This is a genomic window from Dysosmobacter sp., assembly GCF_052306735.1.
Taxonomy (GTDB): Bacteria; Bacillota; Clostridia; order Oscillospirales; family Oscillospiraceae; genus Oscillibacter.
Genome location: NZ_DAWBAJ010000003.1, coordinates 23,874 through 50,307 on the forward strand (window position 1 = coordinate 23,874; position 26,434 = coordinate 50,307).

Here is a 26,434-nt window from a genome sequence, read left to right on the forward strand (position 1 = left end):
TTGTACATCCGATCTTCCCCGCCGGCCTTTACATCATCTCATGGATCTCCCGGCAAAAGCTCAGGGCGGACTCCGTGTCCTTCATCACCAAAAAGGCCGTATCATCTCCCGCCAGGGAGCCCACCATATAGCTCACGCCCATCTCGTCCAGGGCGGCGCAGGCGGCGCTGGCCAGGCCCGGCATGGTCTTGACCACCACGATGTTCTGGGCGCTTTCGATGCTGGTAACGCTCTCCCGGAAGATGGTGCGCAGCCGCTCGGCAAAGTTCAGCTTGGCCCGGTTGCCGGAGACGGCGTACTTGTACACCCCCTGGCCCACCGGCTCCTTGATGAGGTGCATCTGCTTGATGTCCCGGGAGATGGTGGCCTGGGTGGAGGTGATGCCCCGCTCCTGCAGGCGCTGGAGCAGCTGCTCCTGGGTCTCGATATTTTCCTGGGAAATGATCTCCAGGATCATGTTTTGGCGGTCATTTTTCATCGTCAAATCCTCCCGGCAGCATTTTTTGGGCAAAAATTTCGCAGAAACTCCGTTCCGTCAGCCGCACCAGGCGCACCGTGTGCTTGGAACGGCGGACCTGGATCCGGTCGTCGGCTTTCAGGGAAAAGGCGCGGCTCTCGTCCACGCACAGGTACACCGGCTTGCGGCCGTTGCGCTCCAGCTCGATGGTCAGAACGTGCTCCGGCGAGAGCACGTAGGACGAAAAGCGCATGTTGTGGGTGCAGATGGGACACACCACCATGGTCTGGGCCACCGGCTCCACCACCGGCCCTCCGGCAGAGAGGGAGTAGGCGGTGGATCCCGTGGGGGTGGCGATGATGACGCCGTCCCCGGCGATGTCCGCCAGGTGCCGCCCGTCGGAGGAGACCTTCAGGTGGATCACGTGGGAGATGGGACCCTCCCGGATCACCGCGTCGTTGAGGCCCAGATTCTGATAGATCTGGCGGCCTTCCCGCTGGACGGTGACGTCCAGCATCATCCGCTCCTCCGTCTCAAAGTCCCAGTCCCGGAGCTTTTTCAGAAGATCCAGCTCCCCGGCCTCCAGCTCCGCGATGAATCCCAGGCCCCCCATGTTGATGCCCAGCACCGGGGTCTTGTTGAGGGCCGCCAGTTTGGCAAGGTGCAAAATGGTGCCGTCCCCGCCGAAGGTGATGAGCAGATCCGCGCTGCGCAGCTCCGCCGTCAGGGGCCGCACGTCGTAGTCGGCGAAGGCCCCCTCCTTCTGGTCCTTGAAGGGGGAGCACACCACCGTCCGAAAGCCCATGGACCGCAGCAGTCCCTCGGCCCGGTGGGTGGCCTCCATGCCCCGGTCCCGGTTGGGATTGGGACAGAGAATGATTTTCCTGGGATTCATTGGCCGTGCTCCTCTCCGTGTTCCTTGAGCTCCTGGTGGGACGCTGCCACCAGCTCCTTGAGATCCGGGATGCTCTCCTGGGCTTCGCCCGCCTGGAGGTATCCCAGATACTCGATGTTGCCCTCAGGTCCCCGGATGGGAGAGAACGTCAGGCCAAGAACTGTAAAGTCAGATTCCTTTGCATGTTCCAGGAAGTGCTCCAGCACCTCCAGATGGACGGCGGGATCCCGGACCACGCCCTTTTTGCCCACCTTCTCTTTGCCCGCCTCGAACTGGGGCTTCACCAGGCACACCACGTGTCCCTCCGGCTTCAAAAGCCCCCGGAGGGCCGGCAGGATCAGCTTCAACGAGATGAAGCTCACGTCCACCGAGGCGAAGTCCAGCTCATCGGGCACCTGCTCATGGGTGAGGTAGCGGGCATTGGTGCGCTCCAGGCACACCACCCGTGGGTCGGAACGGAGCTTCCAGGCAAGCTGCCCGTAGCCCACGTCCACGGCGTAGACCTTCTGGGCCCCGTTTTGCAGCATGCAGTCGGTAAAGCCTCCGGTGGAGGCGCCGATGTCGCCGCAGACAGCGCCGGTGAGGGTGATGGGAAACTGGCGCATGGCCTTTTCCAGCTTCAGCCCTCCCCGGCTCACATAGGGCAGCACATTGCCCCGGATCTCGATCTGGGCGTCCTCCGCCACCGGGGATCCGGGCTTGTCCACCCGCTGGCCCCCTACGAACACCAGTCCGCTCATAATGGTGGCCTGGGCCTTTTGGCGGCTCTCCTGGAGCCCCCGCTCCACCAGCACCACATCCAGTCGTTTTTTTGCGCTCATGGTTCCCTCCGCGCGCCCTGGGGCGCTCTCTCTTCTCATTTGCGCTCCTCCCGGCCAAGGCCGCGAAGCACCGCCTTTGCGATGCCCGCCCCGTCCAGTCCGAAGCGCTGCTCCAGCTGTGCCACGCTCCCCTCCGGGGCGTAGGTCTTGCCGAGATTCTGCAAAATCAGTTTCTCCGGGGCCCTGCCGGCCTCCGCCAAAATGGCGGCCACCCGCTGGCCCACGCACCCGGCGCCGAAGGAATCCTCCGCCACCGCCAGGACTTTCGTCTCGTCCAGAAGGCCGCCCAGGGCCTCCATATCCAGGGGGGAGATGCAGTTCAATTTCACCACACCCGCGTGTACCCCCTGCTTTTCCAGAAGCTCCGCGGCCTCCAGGGCGTTGTTCACCAGCACGCCGTAGGCCAAAATGGTGACGTCCGCCCCGGTCCGCAGGGCCACGGCCGCCTGATCCGCGTGGTCAGCCCGGTAGGCCCCCTCCCCGCCCCGGGGATAGCGGACGGCCACAGGGCCCTCGATCTCGAAAAGCGCCTGGCGGAGCATATGCCGCAGCTCCGCGAAGCTGGCGGGACAGAGCACCGTGAAGCCCGGGATCTCCGAGAGGAACAGCGCGTCGAAGCAGCCGTGATGGGTCTCGCCGTCGGCGCCCACCAATCCCGCCCGGTCCACCCCCAGCACTACATGGAGGTGCATCAGCGACACGTCGTGGATCAGCTGGTCGTACCCCCGCTGCAAGAAGGTGGAGTACACGGCGAACACCGGGATCATCCCCTGGGCCGCCAGGCCCGCCGCCATGGACACCCCGTGTCCCTCGGCGATGGCCACGTCGAAAAACCGCTCCGGATGGGCCTTGGCAAAGGTATTGAGCCCCGTGCCGTCCGCCATGGCGGCGGTGATGGCGCACACCCGGGAATCCTCCCCGGCGCAGTCCGTCAGGGTCTTGCCGAAGACGGAGGAGAAGCTCTCTCCCCCGGGTTTTTTCAAAAGGCCCGTCTCGGGGTCGAAGGGGGCCACGCCGTGGAACTTGCCGGGATTGCGCTCGGCGTAGGCGTAGCCCTTGCCCTTGACGCTCTTCACATGGACCACCACGGGCCCCCGCAGCTCCCGGGCCCACTGGAGCACATTCACCAGGCGGTCCAGGTCGTGGCCGTCGATAGGTCCCAGGTAGGTAAAGCCCATGTCCTCGAAGAGGGTGCTGCCGGGGAAGATGGTCTTTTTCAGGGTGGATTTCACCCGGTGGTTGAAGCGGTAGATGGGATGCTCCGTGGGCTGGGCCCCGAAGAGCCCCCGGTACCACTTTTTAAAGTGGTAATAGGCGGGCTTGGAGCGGAGCCTCGCCAGATGGGTGGGCATGGCCCCCACATTGGGGTTGATGGACATGCCGTTGTCGTTGAGGATGACGATGAGAGGCTCCCCCGAGGCCCCGGCGTTGTTGAGGCCCTCGTAGGCAAGGCCGCCCGTCAGGGCACCGTCCCCGATGAGGGCCAGGACGCTGTAATCCGCGTGCTGTAAGGTTCTTGCCCTTGCCATGCCCAGCGCCACAGATACGGAGTTGGAGGCGTGTCCGGCGATGAAGGCGTCGTGGACGCTCTCATGGGGCTTGGGGAAGCCGGAGAGGCCGTCCAGCTGGCGCAGGGTATCGAAGAGGGCCTGCCGCCCGGTGAGGGCCTTGTGGACATAGCACTGGTGGCCCACGTCGAACACCAGCCGGTCCCGGGAGGTGTCGAACACCCGGTGGATGGCCACCGTCAGCTCCACGGCTCCCAGGTTGGAGGCCAGGTGCCCGCCGGTCTGGGAGACATGGTCCACCAAAAACTGCCGCAGCTCCGCGCACAGGGCCGGAAGCTCCTTCCGGTCCAGGCGCCGGACATCCTCCGGCGTGTGAATGTTCTCAAGTATCATGAAGCACTCCTCTCAGCGGTGAAACAGATGGAGGAACCGGCCCACCCAGTACACCACCTGGGTGGAGCTGCGGATGGCCACGGTCTTGCCCAGGGCCTTGCCGCCGATGGTGAGGCCGGAAATGAGGGCGGTGACGCCCACGCTCATCAGCACGGACTCCACGCCGAAGGCCGCCTGGAGCCGCACCACGATGACGGCGGCGGTGGTGCCGCTGACGATGCCGCAGATATCCCCCACCACGTCGTTGCAGACGCTGGAGACCCGTCCGGCGTTGCGCAGGAGCATCAGCGCCTCCGCCGCCCCCTTCTCCTTGTGGGAGGCCATGGAGTGGAAAGGCTTGGGGTCTGCGGCGGTGACCGCCACGCCGATGATGTCGAACAAAATGCCAAGGCCGATGAACACCGCCAGCACGGAAAGCGCCGCGGCGATGCCCGCCCCGGAGAGGGTGGTCTCAGACGCCATGGACAGCGCGGCGGAGAGGACAATGGCCAGCACGAACACCTCAGCCGCCCAGCGGTACTGGGAGCTGCGGCCCGGCTGTTTCCGGCCGCCGGCGCGCCCTTTGGAAGACAATGAAAAAACCTCCTGTCAGGAAGGATCACATACAAACTCGCTAAGCAGGCGGCGGCGGAAAAGGTAAATCTTACGGCTTAGGTACGGGTTGGCTTTCCCAGCGGCGCACCTCCCGTTGCCGGTGGAGGCGGTTCCCCTTTCAGAGCCGCTGCACAGCGTTGCCGGTCCATGCTACCCGATTGCCACTTAGTCCGCACTGCAATCCCTTTTCCGTCCCGTCAGGACAGCCTAGGTGTTTTCCACCCCAGTCCATCCGTCCCTTTAGCCTCTTTTGCAGAACGGGTTTCAGCAGGCGATCACGGCGGCATCCTGGCCGGGATGCCCGCCGCGTGGTTCCTCCATCCACCCGCCCCACGCAAGGCAGGCTACATCTGCACACAGCGTTACGGCCCCGCAGGGCCGATGCACCGCATTACAGGTTCATAGTCTGCTTCGTACACAGGCCGGAAATACCACGATGGGAGTACGTCTGTGCACAAGAGCAGGTCTCCACGGAAACAGGGTCGGGATAACCATGCCATTGGAAAGCGCCCTGAGTCCGCAAGCGCGAAGAAAAAAACACGCTTCCCCCCAGCACCCACCCGAAACTGGGCGTATCAAGCAGGCACCAGAGGTTTCACCGGTATGCCCTTCAGAGGATTTTTAGGCCCTCCTTAGGGGACGGCGGATCTGACTAGAATACTGCGCCGCCGCTTAGCGGTCTCTAGTATAGCATCTTTTTAATAAATATACAACATATTCCGTATATGCAAAAATGAATTTTTTATGTCCCGTAGCAAATTGTCCCGAAAACAGCGGAAAACAGCGCCGGGAGCCTGTCCCAGCGCCGTTTTTTATGCGTTTTTTATTTGTTCCGCTCCGCCAGGGAATCCGCCAGGGCGGTGAGGAAGCCCGCTTTGTCAAAGGGGGCCACCGCCTCCTTGGCCTGGCGGGTGTAGTCCAGCACCGCCTGCTGGCAGCCATCGATGCCCAGCAGGTTCACAAAGGTCACCTTTCCCTCCTGGGCGTCGGAGCCGATGGGCTTGCCGAACTCCCCGGCGTTGCCCACCACGTCCAGCATGTCGTCCCGGATCTGGAAGGCCATGCCCAGGCCCGCGGCGTACCGGGCGGCGGCGTCCATCAGGGCGCCGGATCCGCCGGCGGCGGCCACGCCCATGCGGCAGGCACCGTCGATCATGGCCCCGGTCTTCAGCCGGTGCACCAGCGTCAGCTCCTCCCGGCTCCCGGGGGCGTGGAGGGTGTCCAGCACCTGCCCGGCCACCATGCCCTGGGCACCGGCGGATTCCGCCAGGATCAGGGCGCACGCCGCACGGCGCTCCGCCGGGAGATTGGTGGCCGTGAGGATCAGCCGGAAGGCCTCCGGCTGCAGGGCGTCTCCCGCCAGCACCGCCAACGTCTCCCCGTAGACCTTGTGGTTGGTGGGCTTGCCCCGGCGCAGGTCGTCGTCGTCCATGCAGGGCAGGTCGTCGTGGATCAGGGAGTAGGTGTGCACCAGCTCCAGGGCGCAGGCGGGGCTCAGGGCGTTCCGCCAGTTCTCCATCCCGGAAAGGCGGGCAAATTCCAGCGTCAGCACCGGCCGGATGCGCTTGCCCCCCGCCAGCAAGCTGTAGCGCATGGACTCGTACAGGTCTTCCCAGGGGGTCTTGTCCGTGAAGAGGCCCTGCAGATACCCCTCTACCGCCTGGCGGTAGGTGTCGTAACGGCTCTTGAAAGACTCCATCCCTCAGCCCTCCTGATCCGCGAAGGGCTGCTCCACGGGAGCGCCGTCGGCGCCCTTCATCAGCTTTACCACCGTCTGCTCCGCCGTCTCCAGCTGACCGGCGCAGTCGGCGATGAGCTTGGTACCCTCCTCAAAGAGGGCCAGGGAGTCCGCCAGAGGGGCGTCTCCCTTCTCCAGTGCCGCCACGATCTCCTCCAGGCGGGCGATCTTCTCCTCAAACGTTGCCTTCTTGGCGCTCATTTCCCGTACCTCTCTTTCGTATCATATGCGTCCTCCACACGGCACTCCAGGGCGCCTTCTCCCAGCGTCACGGTGACGGCGTCTCCCGCCGACACGTCCCGCCAGCTCTTGAGGATCTGTCCCTGGGTATTCTGGGCCATGGCGTAGCCCCGGCCCAGGACTTTCAGGGGGCTCATGGCGTCCAACGACGCCGCCAGGGCGGCAAAGCGCTCCTTCTTCCGGGAGAGCAAGGTCCCGGACACGTCGCCCAGCCGCTGCTGGACGTGGGTGAGCTCCATGCGCTTATCCTGCAGATAGGCCATGGGGTCCGTCATCACCCGCTTGGCCTTCAGGGTATCCAGCCGGGCGCGCAGATCCTCCAGCCGGGCGGTCTCCTTCCGGGCCATCTGGCCCTCCGCCCCCCGGAGCCAGCGCAGCAGCTCCGCGGAGTCCGGCACCGCGATCTCTGCGGCGTTGGAGGGCGTGGAGGCCCGGGCGTCCGCCACAAAGTCCGCGATGGTGACGTCCGGCTCGTGGCCCACGGCGGAGATCACCGGCAGCTCCGAGTCATAGATGGCCCGGGCCACCCGCTCGTCGTTGAAGGCCCACAGATCCTCCATGGATCCGCCGCCCCGTCCGGTGATGATGACGTCCCCTACCCGCCACTTGTTGGCGTACCGGATGGCTCCGGCGATCTCCGGCGGCGCCTCCGCCCCCTGGACCCGGACACCCAGCAGCACCACCTTGGCGATGGGAAAACGGCGGCGGAGAATGCGGATCATGTCGTGGACGGCGGCCCCCGCCGGGGAGGTGACGATGGCGATGGTCTGGGGATACCGGGGCAGGGGCTTTTTGTGAGCGGGGTCAAAGAGGCCCTCGGCGTAGAGCCGGGCCTTGAGCTGCTCGAAGGCCACCGCCAGGTCTCCCACGCCCTCCGGCGTCAGGGAGTCGCAGTAGAGCTGGTAGGCCCCGTCCCGGGGAAAGACGGTGATGCGGCCGGAGGCGATGACCTTCATGCCGTTTTCCGGCCGGAACCGCAGCCGGGAGGCCTGCCCCCGGAACATGACGCACCGCAGCGCCCCGTCGGCGTCCTTGAGGGTAAAGTAGTGGTGGCCGGAGGGATAGATCTTGTAGTTGGAGAGCTCCCCCCGCACCAGGATCCCCTGGAGCATGGGCTCCCCGTCCAGCATGTGCTTGATGAGCTGGTTGACCTCCGCCACGCCGAAAATATGCTGTTCCATATAGTCTCCTTTTCTCCGGGACGAGCCCGGGGGACAGAAAAAACGGCAGACCGGCCGGCGGCACTCACCCGCCGCGTCCGCTCTGCCGTGCGTGTTACTGGGATACCTCCTGGCGCAGGAAGCTGCCCAGGATGCCGTTGATGAACTTCACCGTCTCCGGCGTCTCGTACTTCTTGGCGATCTCCACCGCCTCGTTGATGGACGCGGCGGCGGGGATGTCCGGCATATAGAGAATCTCGTACATGGCCACCCGCATGATGGCGGAGGCCACCAGAGGGATCCGCGCGAAGTTCCAGCCCTTGGCGTACCGGGCAATGTAGCCGTCCAGCTCGGCGCCGTGCTCGGCCACGCCCTTCACCAGGCGGCGGATATACTCCGCCTGTTTGGCGTTGGGGGGCTCCTGATACAGGGGCTCCTCCTCCGCCAGGGCGGCGAAGGCTTCCGGCGTCAGCCGGCGGCTGAGCAGCTCCTCCACAGGCAGGTCGCTGAAGCTCAGCTCATAGGAAAGGTGGATGGCGATCTCCCGCGCGGTATTCCGAATCATAAATCTTTACGTCCTCTTCTCTTTCTCTCTTGAATCTTACTCCAGCGTCACGCCGCCCACATGGACGTTCACCGCGCCCACGGAGCAGCCGGTCATGGCCTCCACGGCGGAGATGACAGCCTTCTGGGCGTTCTCGGCCACCTCGGGGATGGGGGTGCCGAACTTCACCGTCAGGTACACGTCCAGCACCAGGGCGGTGCCGGTCATATCGATCTTGACACCCTTGGTGCCCTTCTGCGCGTTCTTCTTGGTGACCAGGTCCGTGACGCTGCCGCCCAGATTGGTCATCATGCCGGAGACGCCCTCCACATCCCGGACGGCCCCCACCGCGATGGCGGCGATGACCTCCTCAGAGATGTTGATGCTGCCGTTCTCCTCCGGCAGCGTCATATATTCCTTGCTCTCGCCCATGGCTCGACACTCCTTATCCGATATCCTTGGTATGAGGATTTCTTACATAAAGTCGCGGCGCGCCTGCGGCGTGATCCGGGCGCATGGCCGCTTTGCGCTATTTTACCATGCTCCGGTGAAAAATACAACAGCTAATTTGCCGGGACGATCTTGATGCCGGAGGCGTCGTAGCCCGTCTCCGTGATGGCGATGTCCGTGATCTTGGCCACGTCCTCCGCCGTCAGGTCCGACCCGTCATCCTTGGACACCACGATGCTGATGCTCTCCTCCCCCATGAAGGCCACGCAGTCGGCGTAGCCCTTGGCGGTGACCAGGTTTTCGATCTGTGCCTCCGCCAGGGTGTAGGAGGCCAGGGTCTGGATGCCCAGGGACGCCTCATCCGCCACGCTCTGATCCGCTCCCTCCTGGGCCGCCGCCTCCTGCAGCAGGGAGATGGCGCTGTCCCGGGCCTGCTGGCGGGTGAGCCGCGCGGAGGCAAAGTAGTCGTCCCCGCCGTACACGTCCGCCTCCTCCAGGGTCTCCTGGGCCTCGTCCGTCTCCTGGCCGGACACCAGCGTGGCCTCCCCCAGGATCTTGGTTCCGGTCTCCTCCACCGCCTGCTCCCCGGAATACTTCCAGTTGAGGGCCACCGCCGCGCACACCAGCACCGCCATGGTGGCCACCACTGCATTGCGTCTCCATCTTGTCGCCATACCCGTTTTCCTCCTCCAGATAATCACTGCCATTTTGCCACGGACACGCGGTCTGCGGGAAGTCCCGTCAGCGCCGTCACCGCCTCCGTCACCGCCAGGCGCACCGACGCCTGATCGCCCCCCTGGCACACCACCAGGGCCCCCCGGTACGTGGGATACCGGGTGGTGGTCACCACCGGCGTCTGCCCGCCGTCCTGGGCCATCACCGCCTCCCAGCTGCGTGAGAAATCCTCCGGCGCGGAGGCAGAGCCGCTGTATGAGGTTTCCGTGTTCCCCGCCAGCTGCCGCTCCCCGTCCGTCTCCACCGTCAGCAGAAGCCGAACCTCCCCCACGCCGCTGATGTGGGAGAGGATCTCCTCCATCTCCTCCTGCAGCGCCTCCGGGTCCCCCAGGGCCGCCACCGCCGTACTCTGCGCCGTGGAGGTCTCCTTCGTCCCACCACTCGGCCATAGCAGCGCCACGACGCCCGCCAAGATCACCAAAACCGCCCATTTGTACCGTTCCCATATCCTTTGCACTCCTTCAGTTTTCCTGTTCATTCCAAACCTGCCTCTCCGGGGGGATGTTCAGCTCATGGGTGATGTAGTCCGCCAGCTCTTTGGAATAGGGCCCCTCCAGCTCTACGCGCTCGGGCACCGGAAGCCCCGCCTCCCCCGTCCGGGTCTCCACGTTGGCCTTGACCTCCAGCCCCAGGGCGGCCCCTTTGTCCCATATATATGACGCTGTCCGCTCCGCTATGAGTGCTGCCAGGGCGTCTTCTCCCTGCCGGGAGAGGGATGCCTGCTGATCTTCAATGGCCGCCGTCCACTTCTCCGTCTCCAGCGTCAGATCCGGCAATCCTCCCGCCAGCACCGGCCGCACCAGCGCCAGCAGCAGCACCAGCCCTCCCGTAAATCCTGCCACCCGCCGCATGGTCCCCTCCGGCACCAAGGACTCCGCCATGGCAATGAGCAGCGTCACCGCCACGATGGAAGAAAGCCATGTCCGCAGCGATTCCATCATGGCACCACCGCCCCCACGGAGGAGAGCACCGCCACCAGCAGCAGCAGCGCGCAGGCACCGGTCATCCCCAGCACCAGCCCGAAGGCGCCTCCCAATCCGCCGATGAGGCGGCACAGCTCCGGCGGCCCCATGGTGCAGGAGAGGAACGCCGTGAGCTTGTAGAGGAGGTACTGCACCCCCAACTGCAAGAAGGGATAGGCGCAGGCCGCCAGAATGGCCAGCGTCCCGGCAAGGCCGATGGTGTTTTTCAGTACCCCCGCCCCGGCCAGCACCGTCTCCGCCGCCTCGGAGATGATGCCTCCCACCACCGGCACCACGCCGGAGATGGCGGCCTTGGTCATCTTCACCGTCACGGCGTCGGCGGCGCCGGAAATCACCTTGGCCACTGAGAGGTAGGAGGTGAAGGCCAGAAGCGCCGTGGTGAGGATCCAGGTGACGGCCTTTTTGATGCCGTCCGCCAGAGGGGCCAGCCGCCCCTGGGGCAGCATGGCGGAGGCCGTCAGCACCCCCACGTAGAGATACGTCAGGGGCAGCAGCAGCTCCTGGATGAGACGCAGCAGGGCGTCCACCAGCACCACCGCCCCCACCTGCTGGGCCGTGGCGGTGGTGAGAGCCCCCGCCGCCGCCGTGGCCGCCGCCAGCACCGGCATCAGCACGTGGGAGAAGTCCGCCAGGGAGTCGATGGTCTCCGCCCCCAATCCCATGAGGCTTGTGAGGCTCCCGGCGGTGAGGAGGGTGATGGTCACCGCCCCCGCCATAGCGGTGAGATTCAGCTTTCCGCCGCCCCCGGGGAGGGCCCCCTCCACCGCGCCGCACAGCACCACCGCCAGCAGCACCGCCGCCGCCCCCCGCACTCTGGAGCGCACCACGTCCCCCACCTGCTGCCCCAGCTCTTCCAGGATGTTCCCCACCCCCTGGGCAAGGCCCCCGGAGGCGGTGAGGTCGGTCTGCGCAATGATCTCCTCCGTGCCCTTCGGCAGGGCGTCCGTCAGCTCCCCCGGCAGCTCCGCCGCCCGGGAGAAGACCGTCAGGGCCGCCAGGGCCGCCGCCAAACAGATGATCCACCGTTTCATTCCATCAGCTCCCACAGTAAAGACGATGCCGTCTGGATCAATGGCAGCGCCGCCAGCAGGGCGCACACCGCCCCCGCCGTCTCCACCACCGCCCCCAGGGCGGACTCCCCGGCGTCCCGGCAGAGGCTCCCCCCCACCCGCACCACCAGGGCGATGGCCACGGTCTTGTAGAGGGGGGCAAGCAGCTCTTCCGAGATACCGCTGCGCCGTCCCAGCTCCTCCGCAAAGGCCAGCACCTGGGCCAGAGGGTCCGCCAGGGCCGCCAGCACCACCGCCGCCGCGCCCAGGGCCAGCAGCAGCGCCGTCTCCGGGCTGCCCCGGCGCACCACCATGGCCAAAAGCGACGCCGTGACGCACAGCGCCGCCGCCTGCAGCACCTGCTCCATACCTAAAATCCGAACAGCACGCGGATCAGCTCAAAGAGATCGCTGATCTCCCGCACCATCATCATCATCACCACCACCAGTCCCGCCAGGGTGGTCATCATGGCCTGCTCCTCCCGCCCGGAACGCACCAGCAGCTGGTTGAGCACCGCCACCAGGATCCCGATGGCCGCGATCCGAAAGATCAAATCCACATCCATGGTCTCTCTCCTCAAATCAGTAAAATCACCAGCAGCGCCGCGCCGGAAAAGCTCAGGGCCGTGGCCTGCCGCTCCCGCTCCCGCTCCCGCCGCCGGGCGTCCTCCAAGCTCCGCTCCAGCTGGGACGATGCCGCCTCCAGGCTCCGGCACACCTGCTCCTCGCTTCCCCGCAAGCCCTCTCCGGCCCCGGCCAGGGACCGGCGGTCCTCCGGGGAGAGGGGCAGCGCCAGGGCCGCCTGCCGCCACGCTCCGGGAAGGGGCTCCTCCCGCCGCAGCCCAGTCAGCACCGCCCGGAAAAAATCACCGGCGGCTCCGGGCCCCGCCGCTTCGGACAAAAGCCGGGGCAATGGCAGCGCCGTGGCCCGCACCTCCTCCGCAAGGCGTTCCAGGGCTCCCGTCAGGGAGGCCAGGGCCTCCTGCTCCTGCCGCCAGGCCCGCACACACCGCTGCCGCACCAGCACCCCGCCGGCAAGGATCAGAAAACTCCCCATGAGCTTCAGCATGGCAGGGCCTCCATCCGGTAGCGGCGGCCCGCCGGGCCCTTCTCGATGCGCACGCACCGGCAGAACACCCCCTGGGCCAGAAGCTCCCGGTACAAGGGTTTTTCCGTCAGCTCCTGGGCGGTGGCGGCGTGGATGGTAGCCAGCAGCCCCACCCCGCACCCGGCGGCGTGGGCGGCGGCGGTGAGGTCTTCCCGGACGGTGATCTCGTCCACGGCGATGACCTGGGGGTTCATGGCCCGCAGCACCATGGGAATGCCCGCTGCCTTGGGACAACCGTCCAGCACGTCCGTCCGGGGGCCCACGTCCATTTGGGGCACCCCCCGCCAGGTGACCGCCACCTCCCCCCGCTCGTCCACCAGCGCCACCCGCCGGGGCGGACAGCCCTCTCCGGCGGAGAGGCAGCGCACCAGGTCCCGCAAAAGCGTGGTCTTGCCGCCCCCCGGGGGCGAGAGCAGCAGCGTGCTCTGGAAGGTGTCCCGTTCAAAGAGACTGGACACCAAGGCCGCCGCGATGCCCCGGCACTCCCGGCCGATGCGCACCGACACGGCGCTCAGGTCCCGCAGGCCCGTTACCACGCCCTCCCGCATGATGGCGGTGCCGCACAGGCCCACCCGAAACCCGCCCCGCACCGATAAGTACCCCGCCCGGGCGGCCTCCGCCGCCGCGTAGCGGGAGTGGTCCGTGGCCAGATCCCACAGCGTCTCCAGCATCTCCTGCTCCACCCGGATCCCCAGGGAATACTCCCCTGTGGGCAGCAGCACCGTCATCACCTGTCCCGCCCGGAGCCGGAACTCCTCTGCCTGGGATTGCTCCCGGGGCGGCAGGGTCATGGCCGCCTGCCGCAAAACCGGCGGCAGCACCGCCGCCGCCGCGCTGTAACGCGCTCTCGCCTCGTCCAAGGCGCTCCCCCCTTCCGGTTTTGTACACTCTATGACGGCTCGTCCCCGGTTATGCCTGCCTGTCCCTCATTTTCCCGGCAGGAAAAATGGAAAGCGTACTTGACATTTTGCCAACACCGTGCTATGTTGCAGGTATGGAAAGCAAACTTTCCATTTTGGAGGGAGGTGCCGGATTGAAAAACCGGTTGGAAGAGCTGCGTAAGGCCCGGGGCATCCGGCAGGAGGAGCTGGCCGCGGCGCTGGAGGTTTCCCGGCAGACCATCGGGTCGCTGGAGAACGGGCGCTACAATCCCTCCATTCTGCTGGCCTTCAAGATTGCCCGGTACTTTGGGCTCACCATTGAGGATATTTTCATCTATGAGGAGGATGGGATATGAAAAAGTCGGTTCTCTACGGGATCTTCCTGCTCTGCGGCATTGCCCTGATGGCCCTCTCCCTGGTACTGGAGGGGCGCGTCAGCGACTCCGTGGGCGGAACGATGATGGGCATTGGCGCCGGTGCCCTGGGCTATTGCGGCTCTAATCTGATGGTACTCCGCCGGGCCCAGAAAGATCCCGCCGCCATGCGCCGGGCGGAGATCGAGGCCAAGGACGAGCGCAACGTGGCCATCCGCCGCCGGGCCCAGGCGGTATCCGGCGAGGTGCTCCAGTGGGCCGTCATGGGGGCGGCGTTTGTGTCCATTGGACTGGATGCTCCCCTGTGGGTGACGCTGACGACGGTGGGCGTGTTCCTGGCCAAATGCGTTCTGGAGCTGTGGCTCATGGTCCGCTACCAGCGGGAGATGTAACAAAAAAGAGGCCGCCCGGCGGGCGGCCTCTCAGCGTGTCGAAAACGTTTTTTCGACACGCTGAGCAAGTTTTTTAAACCTTTAAAAGGTTCAAAAAACTTATGATTGAAAACGAAAGACACCCCTCCTGGGTTTCTTTCGTAACTATCTTCCCTCCCGTCGCGCAAGTCCCCCCCTTTTTTTAGACAGCCTAAGAGGCCACCCATCCGGGCGGCCTCTTTTTGTAGTCTGACGCGGTGTGCTTACTTGCAGCAGCAGCACTTGGCGTCCTCGTAATTTTCCGGGGTCTTGACGGTGTTGGGCGGGAAGAACTCGCCCACAGGGAAGGCGATGTTGCGGAAGACGCAGCAGGGATCCTCGTTGCCGCCGCCGCAGGAGCACTCCTTGTCGGGCATGCAGTAGTCGTACACCGGCACCAGCAGCTGGGAGTCCCGCTCCAGGCGCACGATGGAGAACTGGCCCAAGGTGACATAGATCCGGCGGCTGTCGTCCCCACCGGAGAGGTCGCCCTCGAAGCAGTCGTTGATGAAGGAGGGCACTTCGCACAGGTCGCAGTCGCACTCCCGCTTGCCGCAGCAATCCATGATCCGGGCGTCCAGCACGATGGGATCCACGGCCTCCACCACGGCGATGGGGAGGTTGGTGCGCTTGAGCTGCTGGATGTCCGGCTCTCCGGTGCGCATCTGAGAGGAGAAGATCTTGGCGTTGCCCTCACTGCCGAAGAGAATGACCCGCTTGTCAAAGACGCACAGGCCCTCCACGGTGACGGGGGCGGGGCAGCTGAGATAGGCCTGGAGAGTCACATGATAGAAAAAGCGCATATCCACGGTGAAGAAGCCCCGGTTGAAGCTGACGGGCTCCACATCCACATAGACATACAGCAGCCGGGCGGTGCCTCCCTTGACGGACAGGGCGCGGTTGATGATGTCCACGCACTGGAGCTTGGGATAGAACCGCAGATCCTCAATGCAGTCCTTGTCACGGCAGGAATCGTAGATCTTGCGGGTATGGATACAGACTGCCTCCCGGATGCCGCGCAGATCCTCCACAGGACCGGGCATGATTTTGTCGGGCATGGTAATACCTCCTAATGATGTAACTGGGTGAAAGATGCTCTCTTTCAATCCAGTCTATGCGTCCGGGGCGGGAGGGTGAAAAAATCGCCTCCGGGACAGCAAGAGGCCGCGCACGCTACGTGCGCGGCCTCGCCGTTTCCCTATTCATAGCTGAGGGTGCTGGAGCGCGGGGAGATGATGCACACATACCGCTTCCCCTGTCCCAGCACCAGGGGCGTCCCGTCCTGGAGGGTATAGACAAAGGGGCTGCTGCGGTCCGCCTTGCTCCACCGGATGGGCACCGCCCGGCCGCCGCAGAAGTAGGTCCCATCCCCGCTGCCGGTGAGCTTCACGCTCAGCCGCCCCGCCGTGTCCCCGGAGATCACGGAGATGGATGTCTCCAGCACCAGCACGTCCGTCACCGCCACCTGCTCCCCGGTCTCCCCGTCGGTGTAATCTCCCCCGTACTGGCCCGCAAGATAGGTGCCCGTCTGGGGATCATAGTCAAAGGTACCGGTCTTGTAGTTGGAGAATTTCACCGTCACGTGCTCCGCGGGCGCTCCCCCTGCCGGGGTGCCGTCGGCGGTAAAGGTCTGGCTGTCGGTGTACCCGGCGGCGTGGGTGGTTTCAAAGTGACCCTGGGCCAGATAGTCCAGGATGGATTCCCCGGAGGTCACCAGGCAGTGCTCATAGCTCATGGTCTTGCGCCGCTCCGGGTCCCGCCAGAAGATCTTGGCGTCGGACCCGCCGTTGACGCCGTCCATATTGTCCACGCCCCAGGCGCTGATCTTGCTGTATGCGTCGGGACTGCCTCCCGCGTGGACCAGCAGGGCATCGTGGCCCAGGGCCAGTTCCAGATAGTAGGTGCGGGCGGAGCGGATGCTGCCCAGGGTCCCCACGCCCTCCAGCGTCTGGAACACCCCCAGCATCCGGGTGATGCCCCCCTCTGCCGGGACCTCGTAGATGATGTCCGCCCGGGAGATGCCCAGCTGGGGCTGAGCGGCCTTGAGATTGTTGAACATCACCGCCACCGGGCGGTCATCCTCAAACTCCGGCTCCATGGGCTCCCCCGTCAGGGGATTGGTTCCCGCCGGGACATAGGGCTCCGGCTCCGGCTCCTCCACCACAGGCGGTGCGGGCTCCTCCTCCGGCTCCGGGGGCGGCGTCTCGCCGCCGCAGCCGCAAAGGGACAGTGCCAAACCCAGTGTCAGACCCAACGCCAAGAGCCGCTTTTTCATAGTCCCGCCGCCTTTTCTTTGCAATTTTCTCCATGATACCAAAGGGCCGCTCCCCCCGTCAAGACAGCCTTCGACGCTTTCCGCCATCCCGCCGGAAAGAAACTTTTCCGTTCAGGCTGTACAAATTGACCGGATGTGCGTTATAATACAAGTGAAAAGAAATCGTTTTTCCAAGGAGGTGACCGCTGTGCCGGGATTCATCCACAGCAAGCTGGAGATCAAATTTCTCATTCTCTATATCGCCGCCCGGGTCATCGAACCCATCCCCTTTGACGTGATGCTGGATCTGACACTGTGCGACGACGCCATCGACTACTTCGACTTCTCCGAGTGCCTGGCGGATCTGGTGCGCACGGAGCATCTGACCCTCTCCGAGGACGGGCTCTACGCCATCACGGAAAAGGGCATGCGCAACAGCCAGATCTGTGAGTCCAGCCTCCCCTACTCCGTGCGGCTGCGGTGTGACAAGAACATCGCCTCCTGCAACCGCTCTCTCCGGCGCAAGAGCCAGGTGCGCTCCGGTGTGGAGAAACGGGACAACGGCACCTACACCCTGCGGCTCTCCCTCTCCGACGATATGGGCAGCGTCATGGATTTGCAGCTGGCTATTCCCCGGGAGGATATGGCCAAGGCCCTGGGCCAGCGGTTTGAAAAGAGCCCGGAGCGGATCTACAGCGAGATCATGCGGGTGCTGATGTCCTCGGATCCCGAGGAGGAGGAAAAGGCGGAATAATCCCCCTTTCCCATCTGCGAAAAACCATACGGCACCCGGAAACCGACAAAGAAAGCCAGCGGATCAGCTGGAAGCAGAAGGAGGGCGCACCATGTTCTTCACCGTTGTGATTTTGCTGTTGGGTGTCCTGGCGGGGGCCTGGTTCCGGTACCTGGCCCGGGATGCCCGCCTGCCCTGGCTGGTGACGGCACTGCTGGCGGCAGCGGCCCTGATCCTCTTTGCCCTGATGCCCCCGGGACAGGAGCTCTTCGCCACCTGGGGCACCGTCCTCACCGCCGCCGCGGTGGGCGCCGCCATCTGCGCCGTTGCCGTCCGCTTCCGGAAATAACATACGCAATACGCAAACCACCCCGTGTCCATTGGACACGGGGTGGTTTTATGTTCCATCCAGGGAACCGGAAAGAAATGGACGCCCCACTCAACAGGCATTGCCCACATAGGGGGCGTCAGACGCCAGGGAAAATGCCATCTCCACAGATTTGCTCCAGCCCATCTCCAAACTCCAGGCACCCGTCCACTCCGTCCGGCTCAGGCACCGGGCGTTCTCCTCCAACGCGGAATTCTTTGTGGCGGCGCTGAGCATGATAAAATGGGACAGTTCCTCTTCTCCCGCCTCCTTCCAGGTCAGGGACGGCAGCTCCTGTTCCAAAAGATTGGACTGCTGCGCAAAAAAGAGGGTGTTCTCATCCGCCTCCGCCCGCAGGAGAGAGGTCTCCAGCGTGGCCCTGTCCGGCTCCGCAGGCTGCCCGCAGCAGCGTCTGCTTTCGGATGGTTCTCATGGGGCGCTCCTCTCCGGCAGTCACTTCACCGCCACGTTCTCCTCCCCCAGGGTCTCCTGGGCCTCCCGGATCAGGGCCTGGTGGAGCAGGCAGCTGGTGCCGAAGAGCTTGCGGGTGTCCGCCATCACCATTTTCACCGGGGTGGTGCCGGGGAACATCTCAAAGACCAGCTGCATATGCCGCACGGAGGGGTGGTCCGCCGAGGGGAATTTCAGGTACAGGACACTTCCCTCCACCGCATTAGGGCCGCTGGGCCGCCGGGGAGCCGGCGCCGCTGCGCCGGCCTCCGACAGGGGCCGGACGCTGTCCGCCAGGATCTGGGGGGCCTTCTCATCCCGGACGGAGAGCTTTCCCTGCACCACCACCGCCTGATTCTCCTTCAGGTAGGCGCCGCAGGTGTCCAGCACCCGGGAAAAGCAAAGAAGCTCCATGGCGGCGGTGTCGTCCTCCACAGTGACATAGGCCATCAGGGAGTTATTCTTGGTGGTCTTGGTCTTGCTGGCCGTCACCACGCCGCAGATGGTGATGCGCTGGTTATCCGCAAAGCGCTGGGGGCCTCCCTCCTGGGAAAAGTCCTCCAGAATGGAAGCGATGGTGGGAGCCCGCAGGGCCCGCACGGCGTCCCGGTACTGGTCCATGGGGTGGCCGGAGAGATAGAGCCCCGTGGTCTCCTTCTCCATGTTCATGAGCTCCTGGGGGGTAAACTCCGGAATATCCGGCAAGGGGACTTCCTTCACAGCAACTGCTTCACTTTGTGTTCCCGCCGCCATGGAGAAGAAGTCCATCTGCCCCTCCAGGTTCTCCCGGTGGCTCTCCGCCACAGCGTCCATCACCGTCTCATAGACCTTCAGCAGCTGGGAACGCCGGGCTCCCAGAGAGTCGAAGGCGCCGGAGCGGATCAGGTTCTCCACTGCCCGCTTGTTGATGTCCGTCCCCACCATGCGCTCGCAGAAGTCCCGCAGGGACGTGAAGGGCCCGTTTTTCTCCCGCTGATCCATCATCGAGAGGATGAACCCCCGGCCGATGTTCTTGATGGCCACCAGGCCGAAGCGGATCCCCCCCTCCTCCACGGTGAAGCGGTCGGCGGAGCGGTTGATATCCGGCGGCAGCAGGGCGATGCCGCAGTCCCGGCACTCACTGATATAGCCCGCCACCTTGTCGGAGTTATCCAGCACGCTGGTCAGCAGGGCCGCCATATACTCCCGGGTGTAGTGGTACTTGAACCAGGCGGTCTGATAGGCCACCACTGCGTAGGACACGGCGTGGGCCTTGTTGAAGGCGTAGTTGGCAAAGTCGTAGATCTCATTGTAGATCTCCTCTGCCGTTTCCGCCGGAATCCCATTGGCCACACAGCCTGTAATGTTTCTTTCCTTGTCACCATGAATGAAGGCGTCCCGCTCCCGTTCAATGTCCTTGGCCTTCTTTTTGCTCATGGCGCGGCGCACCATATCCGCCTGGCCCAGAGAGTATCCCGCCAGCTGCTGGAAAATCTGCATCACCTGCTCCTGGTAGACGATGCACCCGTACGTGATGGAGAGGATGGGCTCCAGGGCCGGGTGCTTGTAGGTGACCAGCTTGGGGTTGTGCTTGCAGGCGATGAACCGGGGGATGGACTCCATGGGGCCGGGGCGGTAGAGGGCCACAATGGCGGTGAGATCCTCGATGGACTGGGGCTTGAGGCCCACGCACACGCCGGTCATACCCGCCGACTCCATCTGGAACACGCCGCTGGTCTTGCCCTGGGTCAGCATATCGAAAACCGCCTGGTCGTTCCCCGGGATGTCCTCCAGCCGGAAGTCCGGGCGGTCCTTTTGCACCATCTTCACCGCGTCGTCCAGCACCGTCAGGTTCCGCAATCCCAGGAAATCCATTTTCAGGAGGCCCAGCTCCTCCAACGTGGTCATGACATACTGGCAGACCACGGCGTCGTCGTTTTTGGCCAGGGGCACATACTCATACACCGGCCGCTTGGTGATGACCACGCCGGCGGCGTGGGTGGAGGCGTGGCGGGGCATGCCCTCCAGGGCCTTGGCGGTGTCGATGAGGCGCTTGACCTGCTGGTCCCGGTCGTAGAGCTCGCTGAGGGGCTTACTCAGGCGCAGGGCGTCGTCCAGGGTGATGTGGGGGCCATTGGGCACCTGCTTTGCGATCTGGTCCACCTCGGCGTAGGGGATGTTCATCACCCGGCCCACGTCCCGGATGACGCCCCGGGCGGCCAGGGTACCGAAGGTGACGATCTGGGCCACGCGGTCGTCGCCGTACTTGCCTCGGACGTAGTCCACCACCTCCCCCCGTCGGGTGTCGCCGAAGTCCATATCGATATCCGGCATGCTCACCCGCTCCGGGTTCAAAAACCGCTCGAAGTACAGGCTGTACTTCACCGGGTCGATGTCCGTGATGTGGAGGCAGTAGCTGACCATGCTGCCCGCCGCGCTGCCGCGGCCGGGGCCCACGGGGATCCCCACGCTCTTGGCGTAGCGGACGAAGTCCGAGACGATGAGGAAGTAGTCGGTAAAGCCCATCTTCTCGATCATGTTCTGCTCGTACTGCAGCTGGTCGCGGTGGCTCTCGTCCTCCCCGTAGCGCTCCCGGTAGCCCTCATCACAGAGCTTTTTCAGGTAGGAGAAGCTGTCATACCCCTCCGGCAGCTGGAATTCCGGCAGGTGGTACTTGCCGAAGGTGAACTCCAGATTGCACATGTCGGCGATCTTCTCTGTGTTGGACACGGCCCCCTCGTAGGCGGAAAAGAGGGTCTCCATCTCCTCCGTGCTGCGCAGGTAGAAGTTCTGGGGCTCATAGCGCATACGGTTTTCGTCGTCCAGGGTCTTTCCCGTCTGGATGCAAAGAAGCACATCGTGGGCAGCGGCGTCCTCTTTGCGCAGGTAGTGGGCGTCGTTGGTGCACACCATGGGGATGCCCGTCTCCTGGTGGATGCGCAGAATCCCCCGGTTCACCTCCCGCTGGGCAGGGATGCCGTGATCCTGAAGTTCCAGATAGAAGTGATCCGGGCCGAAGAGCTCCGCCATCTCCAGGGCGTAGGCCTTGGCGTTTTCATATTCACCGTTGCGCAGCCTCCGGGGGATCTCCCCCGCCAGACACGCGGAGAGAGCCACAAGGCCCCCGTGGTACTGCCGCAGCAGCCCCTGGTCGATGCGGGGCTTGATGTAAAAGCCCTCCGTCCAGGCGGCGGAGACCAGGTAGGAGAGGTTCCGGTACCCCTCCTCGTTCTCACACAGCAGCACCAGGTGGCGGCTCTCGGCGTCGAACTCATGAACTTTATCAAAGCGGGTGCGGCCCTGGGGCGTCACGTAAACCTCGCAGCCGATGATGGGTTTGACGCCCTCGGCCTTGCAGGCCCGGTAAAAATCGATGACGCCGTACATGACGCCGTGGTCCGTAATGGCGCAGGCGGTCTGCCCCATGGACTTCACCACACCAGGCAGATCCTTGATGCGGCAGGCACCGTCCAAGAGGCTGAATTCCGTATGGACATGGAGATGAGCGAAGGGCATAGGTGTTTCCTTTCTGAAGTAATGGGATCAGAGTTTTTCCCCGCAGTGGGGACAGTGACTGGGGATGGCGGAGGGCAGCCGTGGAAACTCATAGAGGGGTTTGCCGCAGTGGGGACAAATCAGGCACTGCATCCCCAGTACCCAGCCCGCTGCCAGCACGATGAAGCCGGCCATCACCAGGATATCCGCCATCGCCTCGGGAAACCCCAGGCAGCCCAGGCCGCAGCCGGTGAATCCGCAGGTCAGTCCTCCGAAAAACAGCTGATTGCTCACGCGCACGATACGAAAACAGTCCATCTCCTTGAAAACATGCTTCATGGGGTTTCCTCCTTTTCGGATCACAACACCATTGAACACCAATTTCCTATCCAAGTTATGAGATGCCAGTCCTGTCCGCCTGAATATATGTTTTGAATGGATTTTTAGGGTTTCGCCTGCTGCTCCCCAATGATCTGCTCCAGGATCTCCACGGCAGTGACGATGAGGATATCGCAGTGCTTGGACGCCCCCACCCGCACGGCAGCGGGGGTCATCTCCTCCGTAGGCTGGATCCGGGAACGCAGCAGATCCCCGCAGCGGGTCAGGCCCCCGAAGCGGGACTGGAAGCGGGTGTAGAACTCCTTGGTGAGGCCGTAGACCCTTCGCCTGGCCTCGCCGTCCGACCCTTCCGTAAAGGGATACAGCAGACCCAGCACCAGGGCGGCGCCGTTGGCCGCGCCGCACAGCTCGCAGTGGCTGCCGCCCACGCCGCCGCCCAACCCTCCGGCAATGGAGGTAGCCATTTGGGGTGTCAGCCCCGTCAGGTCGGAAAAGGCCAGCATCACGCATTGGGCGCAGTTGTAGCCGGTTTGATGATATTGAAATGCCAGTTCGCAGCGGTCCATGTTATTGTCCTCTCTATCCGCCCGGGCCTAAGCTAAAATTCTTCTGTGCCGCAGGCTTTGTAATGTCTTTATGCTTTACAGTTCACTTGCCAGCTGCACCAGTTTGCGCAGCCGGTGGTTCAGGCCGGATTTGGTCACCGGCGGGTCAAATTCCGCCGCCAGCTCCGAAAGGGTCAGTTCCGGATGGGCGGAGCGCAGGGCCGCCGTCTGGCGGAGCTTTTCCGGCAGCAGCTCCATCTGCCCCGCCTCCTCCAGCCGCCGGATGGCCTCCAGCTGCTCCTGGGCAGCCTCCACGGCCTTGTCCAGGTTGGCGCTGTCGCAGTTGAGGCGGCGGTTGACGCTGTTGCGCAGGTCCTTTTCCAGCTTGGCCGACATGACGTTCATGGCCGCCACCGGGGCGCCGATGAGGGTGAGAAAATCCTCGATCTGGTGGCTCTGCTTGAAATAGGTGACGTATCCTCCGCTGCGGGCCACGCTCTTGGGCGGGTACCCGCACTCCCGCAGCAGCACCTCCAGCTCCCGGCTCACCTGCATGTGGGAGGTGGCCAGCTCCAGATGGTAGCGCTTGAGGGGATCGGTGATGCTGCCGCCGGCGAAGAACACGCCCCGCAGGAAGGACGCCCGGCAGCACTCCTCCTCCAGGATGCCGAAGTTGATGTGGAGCACCGGGTTCTGGGCCGGGTCGTAGCCCAGCTGGTTGATGATGTGGGCAATCTTCTCCCGGTCCGTGATCTGAAAGACCAGCTTGCCGGGCTGCTGCTCCTCCGGCGTGCGGTCAAAGCCCACCCGGAAGGCCCGGTGGAACAGCCGGGGCAGCCGGGCGGCCAGATTGGGGTTGCCGGTGATGATGCGCACCTGGGAGGAGGTGAAGGTGTTGCAGTAGAGCAGCACCCCGTAGGCCTCCGCCCGGGCACAGCAAAGCTTCTGCACCGGCAGGCGGCACAGCTCGTTTTTCGTCTCAAAGGAAAAGGACATGGTGCTCTCCTTGTCTCGTTGGTCTCATCGGGCGCCTCAGCGCTTTTCCTCCACCTGGTAGGTATCCTCCCGGAAATTGAAGCGGTTCCCGGCGATGCGGACACTGCGCTCAGCGTGAAGCAAAATCAGCTCCCGGGCCAGGTGGCCGGGATTGTGGCGGACGTAGCCGTTTTCCACCGTGGACACCGGGCGCCGGAGGATCTCCACCCCCTGGATGGAGCGGCACTCCGCCGGGCACAACAGAGGCTCGGCCCCCTCCTGGGCATACCGGGCGGCCACCGCCTTGGGAATGGGGGAGGAATTGGTCAGGCAGATGTCAAAGAGGCCCGGGGCACCGTGCTGGAACAGGGCGGAGATGTGGTCTCCCACGCTGTACCCCTCCGTCTCCCCCTCCTGGGTCATGACATTGCATACGTACACCTTCAGGGCATCGGAGTCCACAATGGCCTCCACGATCCCCTCCACCAGCAGATTGGGGATGATGCTGGTATAGAGGCTGCCGGGGCCCAGGACGATCATATCCGCCTCCCGCAGGGCCGTCATGGCCTCCGGCAGGGCCCGGGGATGCTCCGGGATCAATTGCACCTGGCGGATGCGGCAGTCCTCCTTCTTCTTGCAGTAGAAGATCTTGGACTCCCCCACCACGCTGGCGCCGTTTTCAAACTCCGCCTCCAGCTGCACGTCCGCCGTGGTCACCGGCAGCACCCGGCCGGTGATGGCCAGCACCTCACTCATGCGGCTCACCGCCTGGTCGAAGGAGTCGGAGATGCCGTTCATGGCAGCCAGGAACAGGTTGCCGAAGCTCTGCCCCGCCAGGGAGCCCTCCGTAAAGCGGTAGTGCAGCAGCTCCCGCATCACCGGCTCCGTGTTGGCCAGGGCCTCCATGCAGTTGCGGATGTCCCCCGGCGGGAGCATCCCCAGATCCTGGCGCAGCATGCCGGAGCCGCCGCCGTCATCCGTCACCGTGACGATGGCGGTGATGTTTTCCGTATATTGCTTCAATCCCCGCAGCATGGTGGAGAGGCCGTGCCCGCCGCCGATGACCGCCACACGGGGGCCGTGGGCCCTGGGGACACGGTAAGATGCCCGTTGCGTTTCCATAGAGCCTCCCTCCTCTCAGCTGCCCCGGGTCATGTCCCGGTGGTTTTCCGTCACCTGATAGCCCTGGCCCCGGATGAACTCCGTCAGGGCATGGGTCACCGCCACGGAGCGGTGGTGGCCTCCGGTGCAGCCCACGGCGATGACCAGCTGGGTCTTCCCCTCCTCCGCGTACAGCGGCAGGGAGAAAGCCAGAAGATCCTCCAGCTTGGCAAGAAAGTCCTTCGTCTGCTGGAAGCCGAACACATAATCCGCCACGGGCTTGTCAAGGCCCGTGAGACTGCGCAGTTCCTGGATGTAGAAGGGGTTTGGCATAAAGCGCACATCGAACACCAGATCCGCCTCCATGGGCAGGCCGTGCTTGAAGCCGAAGGAGATGACGCTCACCGCCATGCCGCCCTTTTCCAGCGGGTCGCCGAAGATCTTCAGCAGCTCCCCCCGCAGCTGGGCGGTGGAGAGATAGGAGGTGTCGATGACAAAGTCCGCCCGCTCCTTCACCGGCTCCATCAGCTCCGCCTCCCGGTGGACGGCCTCCTCCAGGGAGTCCACCCCCTCCCGGAGGGGATGGCGCCGCCGGGTCTCCTTATAGCGCTTGATGATGGTCTCCGGCGAGGCCTCCAAAAACAGCATCCGGCACACGCCCTCCATGGCCTTGAGCTGATCCAGCACGCCGAAGAGCTCCGTAAAGGAGTCCGCCGTGCGCACGTCGTACACCAGGGCCACCCGCTGGTAGCGGCTGCTGGCCCCGGCGCAGAACTCCGCGAATTTCAAAATCATGGCCGCGGGCATATTGTCCACGATATAAAAGCCCATATCCTCCAGGAAAGAAGCCGCCTTGCTCTTTCCCGCACCGGACAGGCCGGAAATAATCAGGATCTCCAACGCTGACACCCTCCTCTTACGCTTCCACGATGCGGACTTCCGGCTCCAGCCGGACGCCCGTCTGCTCCAGCACCGCCGTTTGCACCTTTTGGATCAGGGCCAGAATATCGGCGGAAGTGGCGCCGCCCCGGTTGATGACGAAGCCCGCGTGCTTCTCGCTGACCTGGGCGCCGCCCACCGTGAGGCCCTTGAGGCCGCACTGGTCGATGAGGGTCCCGGCGAAATGGCCCGCCGGACGCTTGAAGGTGCTGCCGGCGCTGGGCCACTCCAGAGGCTGGCTGGCCTTCCGGCGGCCCATGAGCTCCCGCATCTGCTCCCGGATGGCCTCCGGATCACCGGGAGTAAGGGAAAAGACAGCGGAGAGGGCCACGGCCTCCGGGTGGTCGGTGAGAAGGCTGCGGCGGTAACCGAAGGCCATCTCCTCCCCGGTGAGGGTACGGATGCCCTCCTCCGGGAAGAACACCTGGACGCTTTGCACCACCTGGCGCAGCTCTCCGCCGTAGGCGCCAGCGTTCATGGCAAGGCCCCCGCCCACGGTGCCGGGGATGCCGTGGGCAAACTCCAGCCCCGTAAGGCCCTGCTCACAGGCGCACAGCGCAAGGCGCGCCAAAGGCGCGCCGCACTCCGCCGTGAGGGTATTGGGCTGCGTCCCCGGCTCCACCCGGGTGAGGCCGGCGGAGGTGTCGATCACCAGCCGGTCAAGGCCCGCGTCGGGGCACAGAAGGTTGGTGCCGTTGCCCACCACCAGAGGCCGGGCGCCGCACTCCCGGGCAAAGCTCTCCAGCAGCACCAGCTGCTCCGCCCGCTCCGGAAATGCCATGCGCCGGGCGGGGCCGCCCACCCGGAAGGAGGTGTGACGGCTCATGGGCTCCTCCCGGACCATGCGCAGGTCCGGCAGGTAGTCCGCCACCCATTTGTCCAGCTCTTCAAACCATTCCATGGGAACCTCCCGATTCT

At 64.5% G+C, this 26,434-nt stretch carries 32 protein-coding genes; 4 read left to right on the forward strand and 28 right to left on the reverse strand.

Features of this window, described 5'->3' with window-relative positions; genetic code table 11:
* Positions 1–28 precede the first annotated feature (28 nt).
* The 18 genes from ACT67G_RS01395 to ACT67G_RS01480 form a co-directional block, all read right to left on the reverse strand.
* Positions 29–478, reverse strand: coding sequence for an arginine repressor (locus ACT67G_RS01395; protein WP_325247550.1), 450 nt, complete (start codon positions 476–478; stop codon positions 29–31).
* On the reverse strand, positions 468–1,352 hold the full coding sequence (locus ACT67G_RS01400) for an NAD(+)/NADH kinase (RefSeq protein WP_443662747.1): 885 nt from the start codon (positions 1,350–1,352) through the stop codon (positions 468–470). The genes ACT67G_RS01395 and ACT67G_RS01400 overlap by 11 nt, the downstream gene beginning before the upstream one ends.
* Positions 1,349–2,173 (reverse strand): TlyA family RNA methyltransferase, encoded by an 825-nt coding sequence (locus tag ACT67G_RS01405; RefSeq protein WP_443662748.1) that lies wholly within the window; start codon positions 2,171–2,173, stop codon positions 1,349–1,351. The genes ACT67G_RS01400 and ACT67G_RS01405 overlap by 4 nt, the downstream gene beginning before the upstream one ends.
* Positions 2,174–2,208: 35 nt before the next feature.
* Entirely contained in the window at positions 2,209–4,074 is a 1,866-nt protein-coding gene (dxs, locus tag ACT67G_RS01410) for a 1-deoxy-D-xylulose-5-phosphate synthase (RefSeq protein ID WP_443662749.1), read from the reverse strand.
* Positions 4,075–4,086: 12 nt separating this feature from the next.
* On the reverse strand, positions 4,087–4,647 hold the full coding sequence (locus ACT67G_RS01415; RefSeq protein ID WP_325247546.1) for a DUF21 domain-containing protein: 561 nt from the start codon (positions 4,645–4,647) through the stop codon (positions 4,087–4,089).
* 844 nt (positions 4,648–5,491) lie between these two features.
* Positions 5,492–6,367 (reverse strand): polyprenyl synthetase family protein, encoded by an 876-nt coding sequence (locus ACT67G_RS01420; RefSeq protein ID WP_325247545.1) that lies wholly within the window; start codon positions 6,365–6,367, stop codon positions 5,492–5,494.
* Between the two features lie 3 nt (positions 6,368–6,370).
* Positions 6,371–6,607, reverse strand: a complete 237-nt coding sequence (gene xseB, locus ACT67G_RS01425; RefSeq protein ID WP_325247544.1) for an exodeoxyribonuclease VII small subunit — start codon at positions 6,605–6,607, stop codon at positions 6,371–6,373.
* Positions 6,604–7,827, reverse strand: coding sequence for an exodeoxyribonuclease VII large subunit (gene xseA / locus ACT67G_RS01430; protein ID WP_325247543.1), 1,224 nt, complete (start codon positions 7,825–7,827; stop codon positions 6,604–6,606). The genes xseB and xseA overlap by 4 nt, the downstream gene beginning before the upstream one ends.
* Positions 7,828–7,921: 94 nt before the next feature.
* Positions 7,922–8,371, reverse strand: a complete 450-nt coding sequence (gene nusB, locus ACT67G_RS01435) for a transcription antitermination factor NusB (RefSeq protein WP_443662750.1) — start codon at positions 8,369–8,371, stop codon at positions 7,922–7,924.
* Between the two features lie 36 nt (positions 8,372–8,407).
* Entirely contained in the window at positions 8,408–8,782 is a 375-nt protein-coding gene (locus ACT67G_RS01440) for an Asp23/Gls24 family envelope stress response protein (protein ID WP_325244712.1), read from the reverse strand.
* A gap of 131 nt (positions 8,783–8,913) precedes the next feature.
* The gene (locus ACT67G_RS01445; RefSeq protein WP_325244710.1) at positions 8,914–9,474 is read right to left on the reverse strand and encodes a SpoIIIAH-like family protein; all 561 of its coding nucleotides are present in this window, start codon (positions 9,472–9,474) and stop codon (positions 8,914–8,916) included.
* 23 nt (positions 9,475–9,497) lie between these two features.
* The gene (locus tag ACT67G_RS01450) at positions 9,498–9,953 is read right to left on the reverse strand and encodes a hypothetical protein (RefSeq protein WP_443662751.1); all 456 of its coding nucleotides are present in this window, start codon (positions 9,951–9,953) and stop codon (positions 9,498–9,500) included.
* A gap of 43 nt (positions 9,954–9,996) precedes the next feature.
* Positions 9,997–10,476 (reverse strand): stage III sporulation protein AF, encoded by a 480-nt coding sequence (locus tag ACT67G_RS01455; RefSeq protein WP_443662752.1) that lies wholly within the window; start codon positions 10,474–10,476, stop codon positions 9,997–9,999.
* Positions 10,473–11,549, reverse strand: a complete 1,077-nt coding sequence (locus ACT67G_RS01460; protein ID WP_443662753.1) for a stage III sporulation protein AE — start codon at positions 11,547–11,549, stop codon at positions 10,473–10,475. Before ACT67G_RS01460 ends, ACT67G_RS01455 begins: the two co-directional genes overlap by 4 nt.
* Entirely contained in the window at positions 11,546–11,935 is a 390-nt protein-coding gene (locus tag ACT67G_RS01465) for a SpoIIIAC/SpoIIIAD family protein (RefSeq protein WP_325246411.1), read from the reverse strand. The genes ACT67G_RS01460 and ACT67G_RS01465 overlap by 4 nt, the downstream gene beginning before the upstream one ends.
* 2 nt (positions 11,936–11,937) lie before the next feature.
* Positions 11,938–12,132 (reverse strand): stage III sporulation protein AC, encoded by a 195-nt coding sequence (gene spoIIIAC / locus ACT67G_RS01470; protein ID WP_325246409.1) that lies wholly within the window; start codon positions 12,130–12,132, stop codon positions 11,938–11,940.
* 11 nt (positions 12,133–12,143) lie between these two features.
* On the reverse strand, positions 12,144–12,635 hold the full coding sequence (locus tag ACT67G_RS01475; protein ID WP_443662754.1) for a stage III sporulation protein AB: 492 nt from the start codon (positions 12,633–12,635) through the stop codon (positions 12,144–12,146).
* Positions 12,629–13,534, reverse strand: coding sequence for an ATPase, T2SS/T4P/T4SS family (locus ACT67G_RS01480; RefSeq protein ID WP_325246405.1), 906 nt, complete (start codon positions 13,532–13,534; stop codon positions 12,629–12,631). The genes ACT67G_RS01475 and ACT67G_RS01480 overlap by 7 nt, the downstream gene beginning before the upstream one ends.
* A gap of 173 nt (positions 13,535–13,707) precedes the next feature.
* Between ACT67G_RS01480 and ACT67G_RS01485 the strand changes: the two genes are divergently transcribed.
* A complete protein-coding gene (locus ACT67G_RS01485) occupies positions 13,708–13,911 on the forward strand; it encodes a helix-turn-helix transcriptional regulator (RefSeq protein ID WP_325246403.1) in 204 nt (67 codons plus the stop codon).
* A complete protein-coding gene (locus ACT67G_RS01490; RefSeq protein WP_443662755.1) occupies positions 13,908–14,321 on the forward strand; it encodes a hypothetical protein in 414 nt (137 codons plus the stop codon). Before ACT67G_RS01485 ends, ACT67G_RS01490 begins: the two co-directional genes overlap by 4 nt.
* A 242-nt stretch (positions 14,322–14,563) precedes the next feature.
* On the opposite strand, the gene ACT67G_RS01495 is transcribed toward ACT67G_RS01490, so the two are convergent.
* Both ACT67G_RS01495 and ACT67G_RS01500 read right to left on the reverse strand, forming a co-directional pair.
* On the reverse strand, positions 14,564–15,397 hold the full coding sequence (locus tag ACT67G_RS01495) for a hypothetical protein (protein ID WP_326216020.1): 834 nt from the start codon (positions 15,395–15,397) through the stop codon (positions 14,564–14,566).
* Positions 15,398–15,537: 140 nt separating this feature from the next.
* Complete coding sequence (locus tag ACT67G_RS01500; RefSeq protein ID WP_443662756.1) at positions 15,538–16,614, reverse strand: DUF3048 domain-containing protein; 1,077 nt, start codon at positions 16,612–16,614, stop codon at positions 15,538–15,540.
* Between the two features lie 187 nt (positions 16,615–16,801).
* Between ACT67G_RS01500 and ACT67G_RS01505 the strand changes: the two genes are divergently transcribed.
* Positions 16,802–17,347, forward strand: coding sequence for a DUF4364 family protein (locus ACT67G_RS01505; RefSeq protein ID WP_325246394.1), 546 nt, complete (start codon positions 16,802–16,804; stop codon positions 17,345–17,347).
* A gap of 91 nt (positions 17,348–17,438) precedes the next feature.
* The gene (locus ACT67G_RS01510; RefSeq protein ID WP_326216022.1) at positions 17,439–17,675 is read left to right on the forward strand and encodes a hypothetical protein; all 237 of its coding nucleotides are present in this window, start codon (positions 17,439–17,441) and stop codon (positions 17,673–17,675) included.
* Positions 17,676–17,765: 90 nt separating this feature from the next.
* Here the strand turns inward: ACT67G_RS01510 and ACT67G_RS01515 are convergent, their stop codons facing one another.
* The 8 genes from ACT67G_RS01515 to murB all read right to left on the reverse strand — a co-directional run bounded on the left by ACT67G_RS01515 (position 17,766) and on the right by murB (position 26,417).
* A complete protein-coding gene (locus tag ACT67G_RS01515) occupies positions 17,766–17,996 on the reverse strand; it encodes a hypothetical protein (RefSeq protein ID WP_443662757.1) in 231 nt (76 codons plus the stop codon).
* 150 nt (positions 17,997–18,146) lie between these two features.
* Positions 18,147–21,638 carry a DNA polymerase III subunit alpha gene (locus ACT67G_RS01520; protein WP_443662758.1) on the reverse strand — a complete coding sequence of 1,164 codons (3,492 nt, stop codon included), beginning with the start codon at positions 21,636–21,638 and terminating at the stop codon, positions 18,147–18,149.
* Positions 21,639–21,665: 27 nt separating this feature from the next.
* Positions 21,666–21,956, reverse strand: a complete 291-nt coding sequence (locus tag ACT67G_RS01525) for a hypothetical protein (protein ID WP_325244946.1) — start codon at positions 21,954–21,956, stop codon at positions 21,666–21,668.
* Positions 21,957–22,060: 104 nt separating this feature from the next.
* Entirely contained in the window at positions 22,061–22,522 is a 462-nt protein-coding gene (locus ACT67G_RS01530; protein ID WP_325244948.1) for a C-GCAxxG-C-C family protein, read from the reverse strand.
* A gap of 75 nt (positions 22,523–22,597) precedes the next feature.
* The gene (gene whiA, locus ACT67G_RS01535) at positions 22,598–23,497 is read right to left on the reverse strand and encodes a DNA-binding protein WhiA (protein ID WP_325244949.1); all 900 of its coding nucleotides are present in this window, start codon (positions 23,495–23,497) and stop codon (positions 22,598–22,600) included.
* 36 nt (positions 23,498–23,533) lie between these two features.
* Positions 23,534–24,598 carry a gluconeogenesis factor YvcK family protein gene (locus ACT67G_RS01540; protein ID WP_443662759.1) on the reverse strand — a complete coding sequence of 355 codons (1,065 nt, stop codon included), beginning with the start codon at positions 24,596–24,598 and terminating at the stop codon, positions 23,534–23,536.
* A 15-nt stretch (positions 24,599–24,613) separates the two neighbouring features.
* Positions 24,614–25,477: an RNase adapter RapZ gene (gene rapZ, locus ACT67G_RS01545; RefSeq protein WP_326216028.1), complete on the reverse strand. Its 864-nt coding sequence runs from the start codon at positions 25,475–25,477 to the stop codon at positions 24,614–24,616.
* Positions 25,478–25,493: 16 nt separating this feature from the next.
* Positions 25,494–26,417 carry a UDP-N-acetylmuramate dehydrogenase gene (gene murB, locus ACT67G_RS01550; protein WP_443662760.1) on the reverse strand — a complete coding sequence of 308 codons (924 nt, stop codon included), beginning with the start codon at positions 26,415–26,417 and terminating at the stop codon, positions 25,494–25,496.
* Between the last annotated feature and the right edge of the window lie 17 nt (positions 26,418–26,434).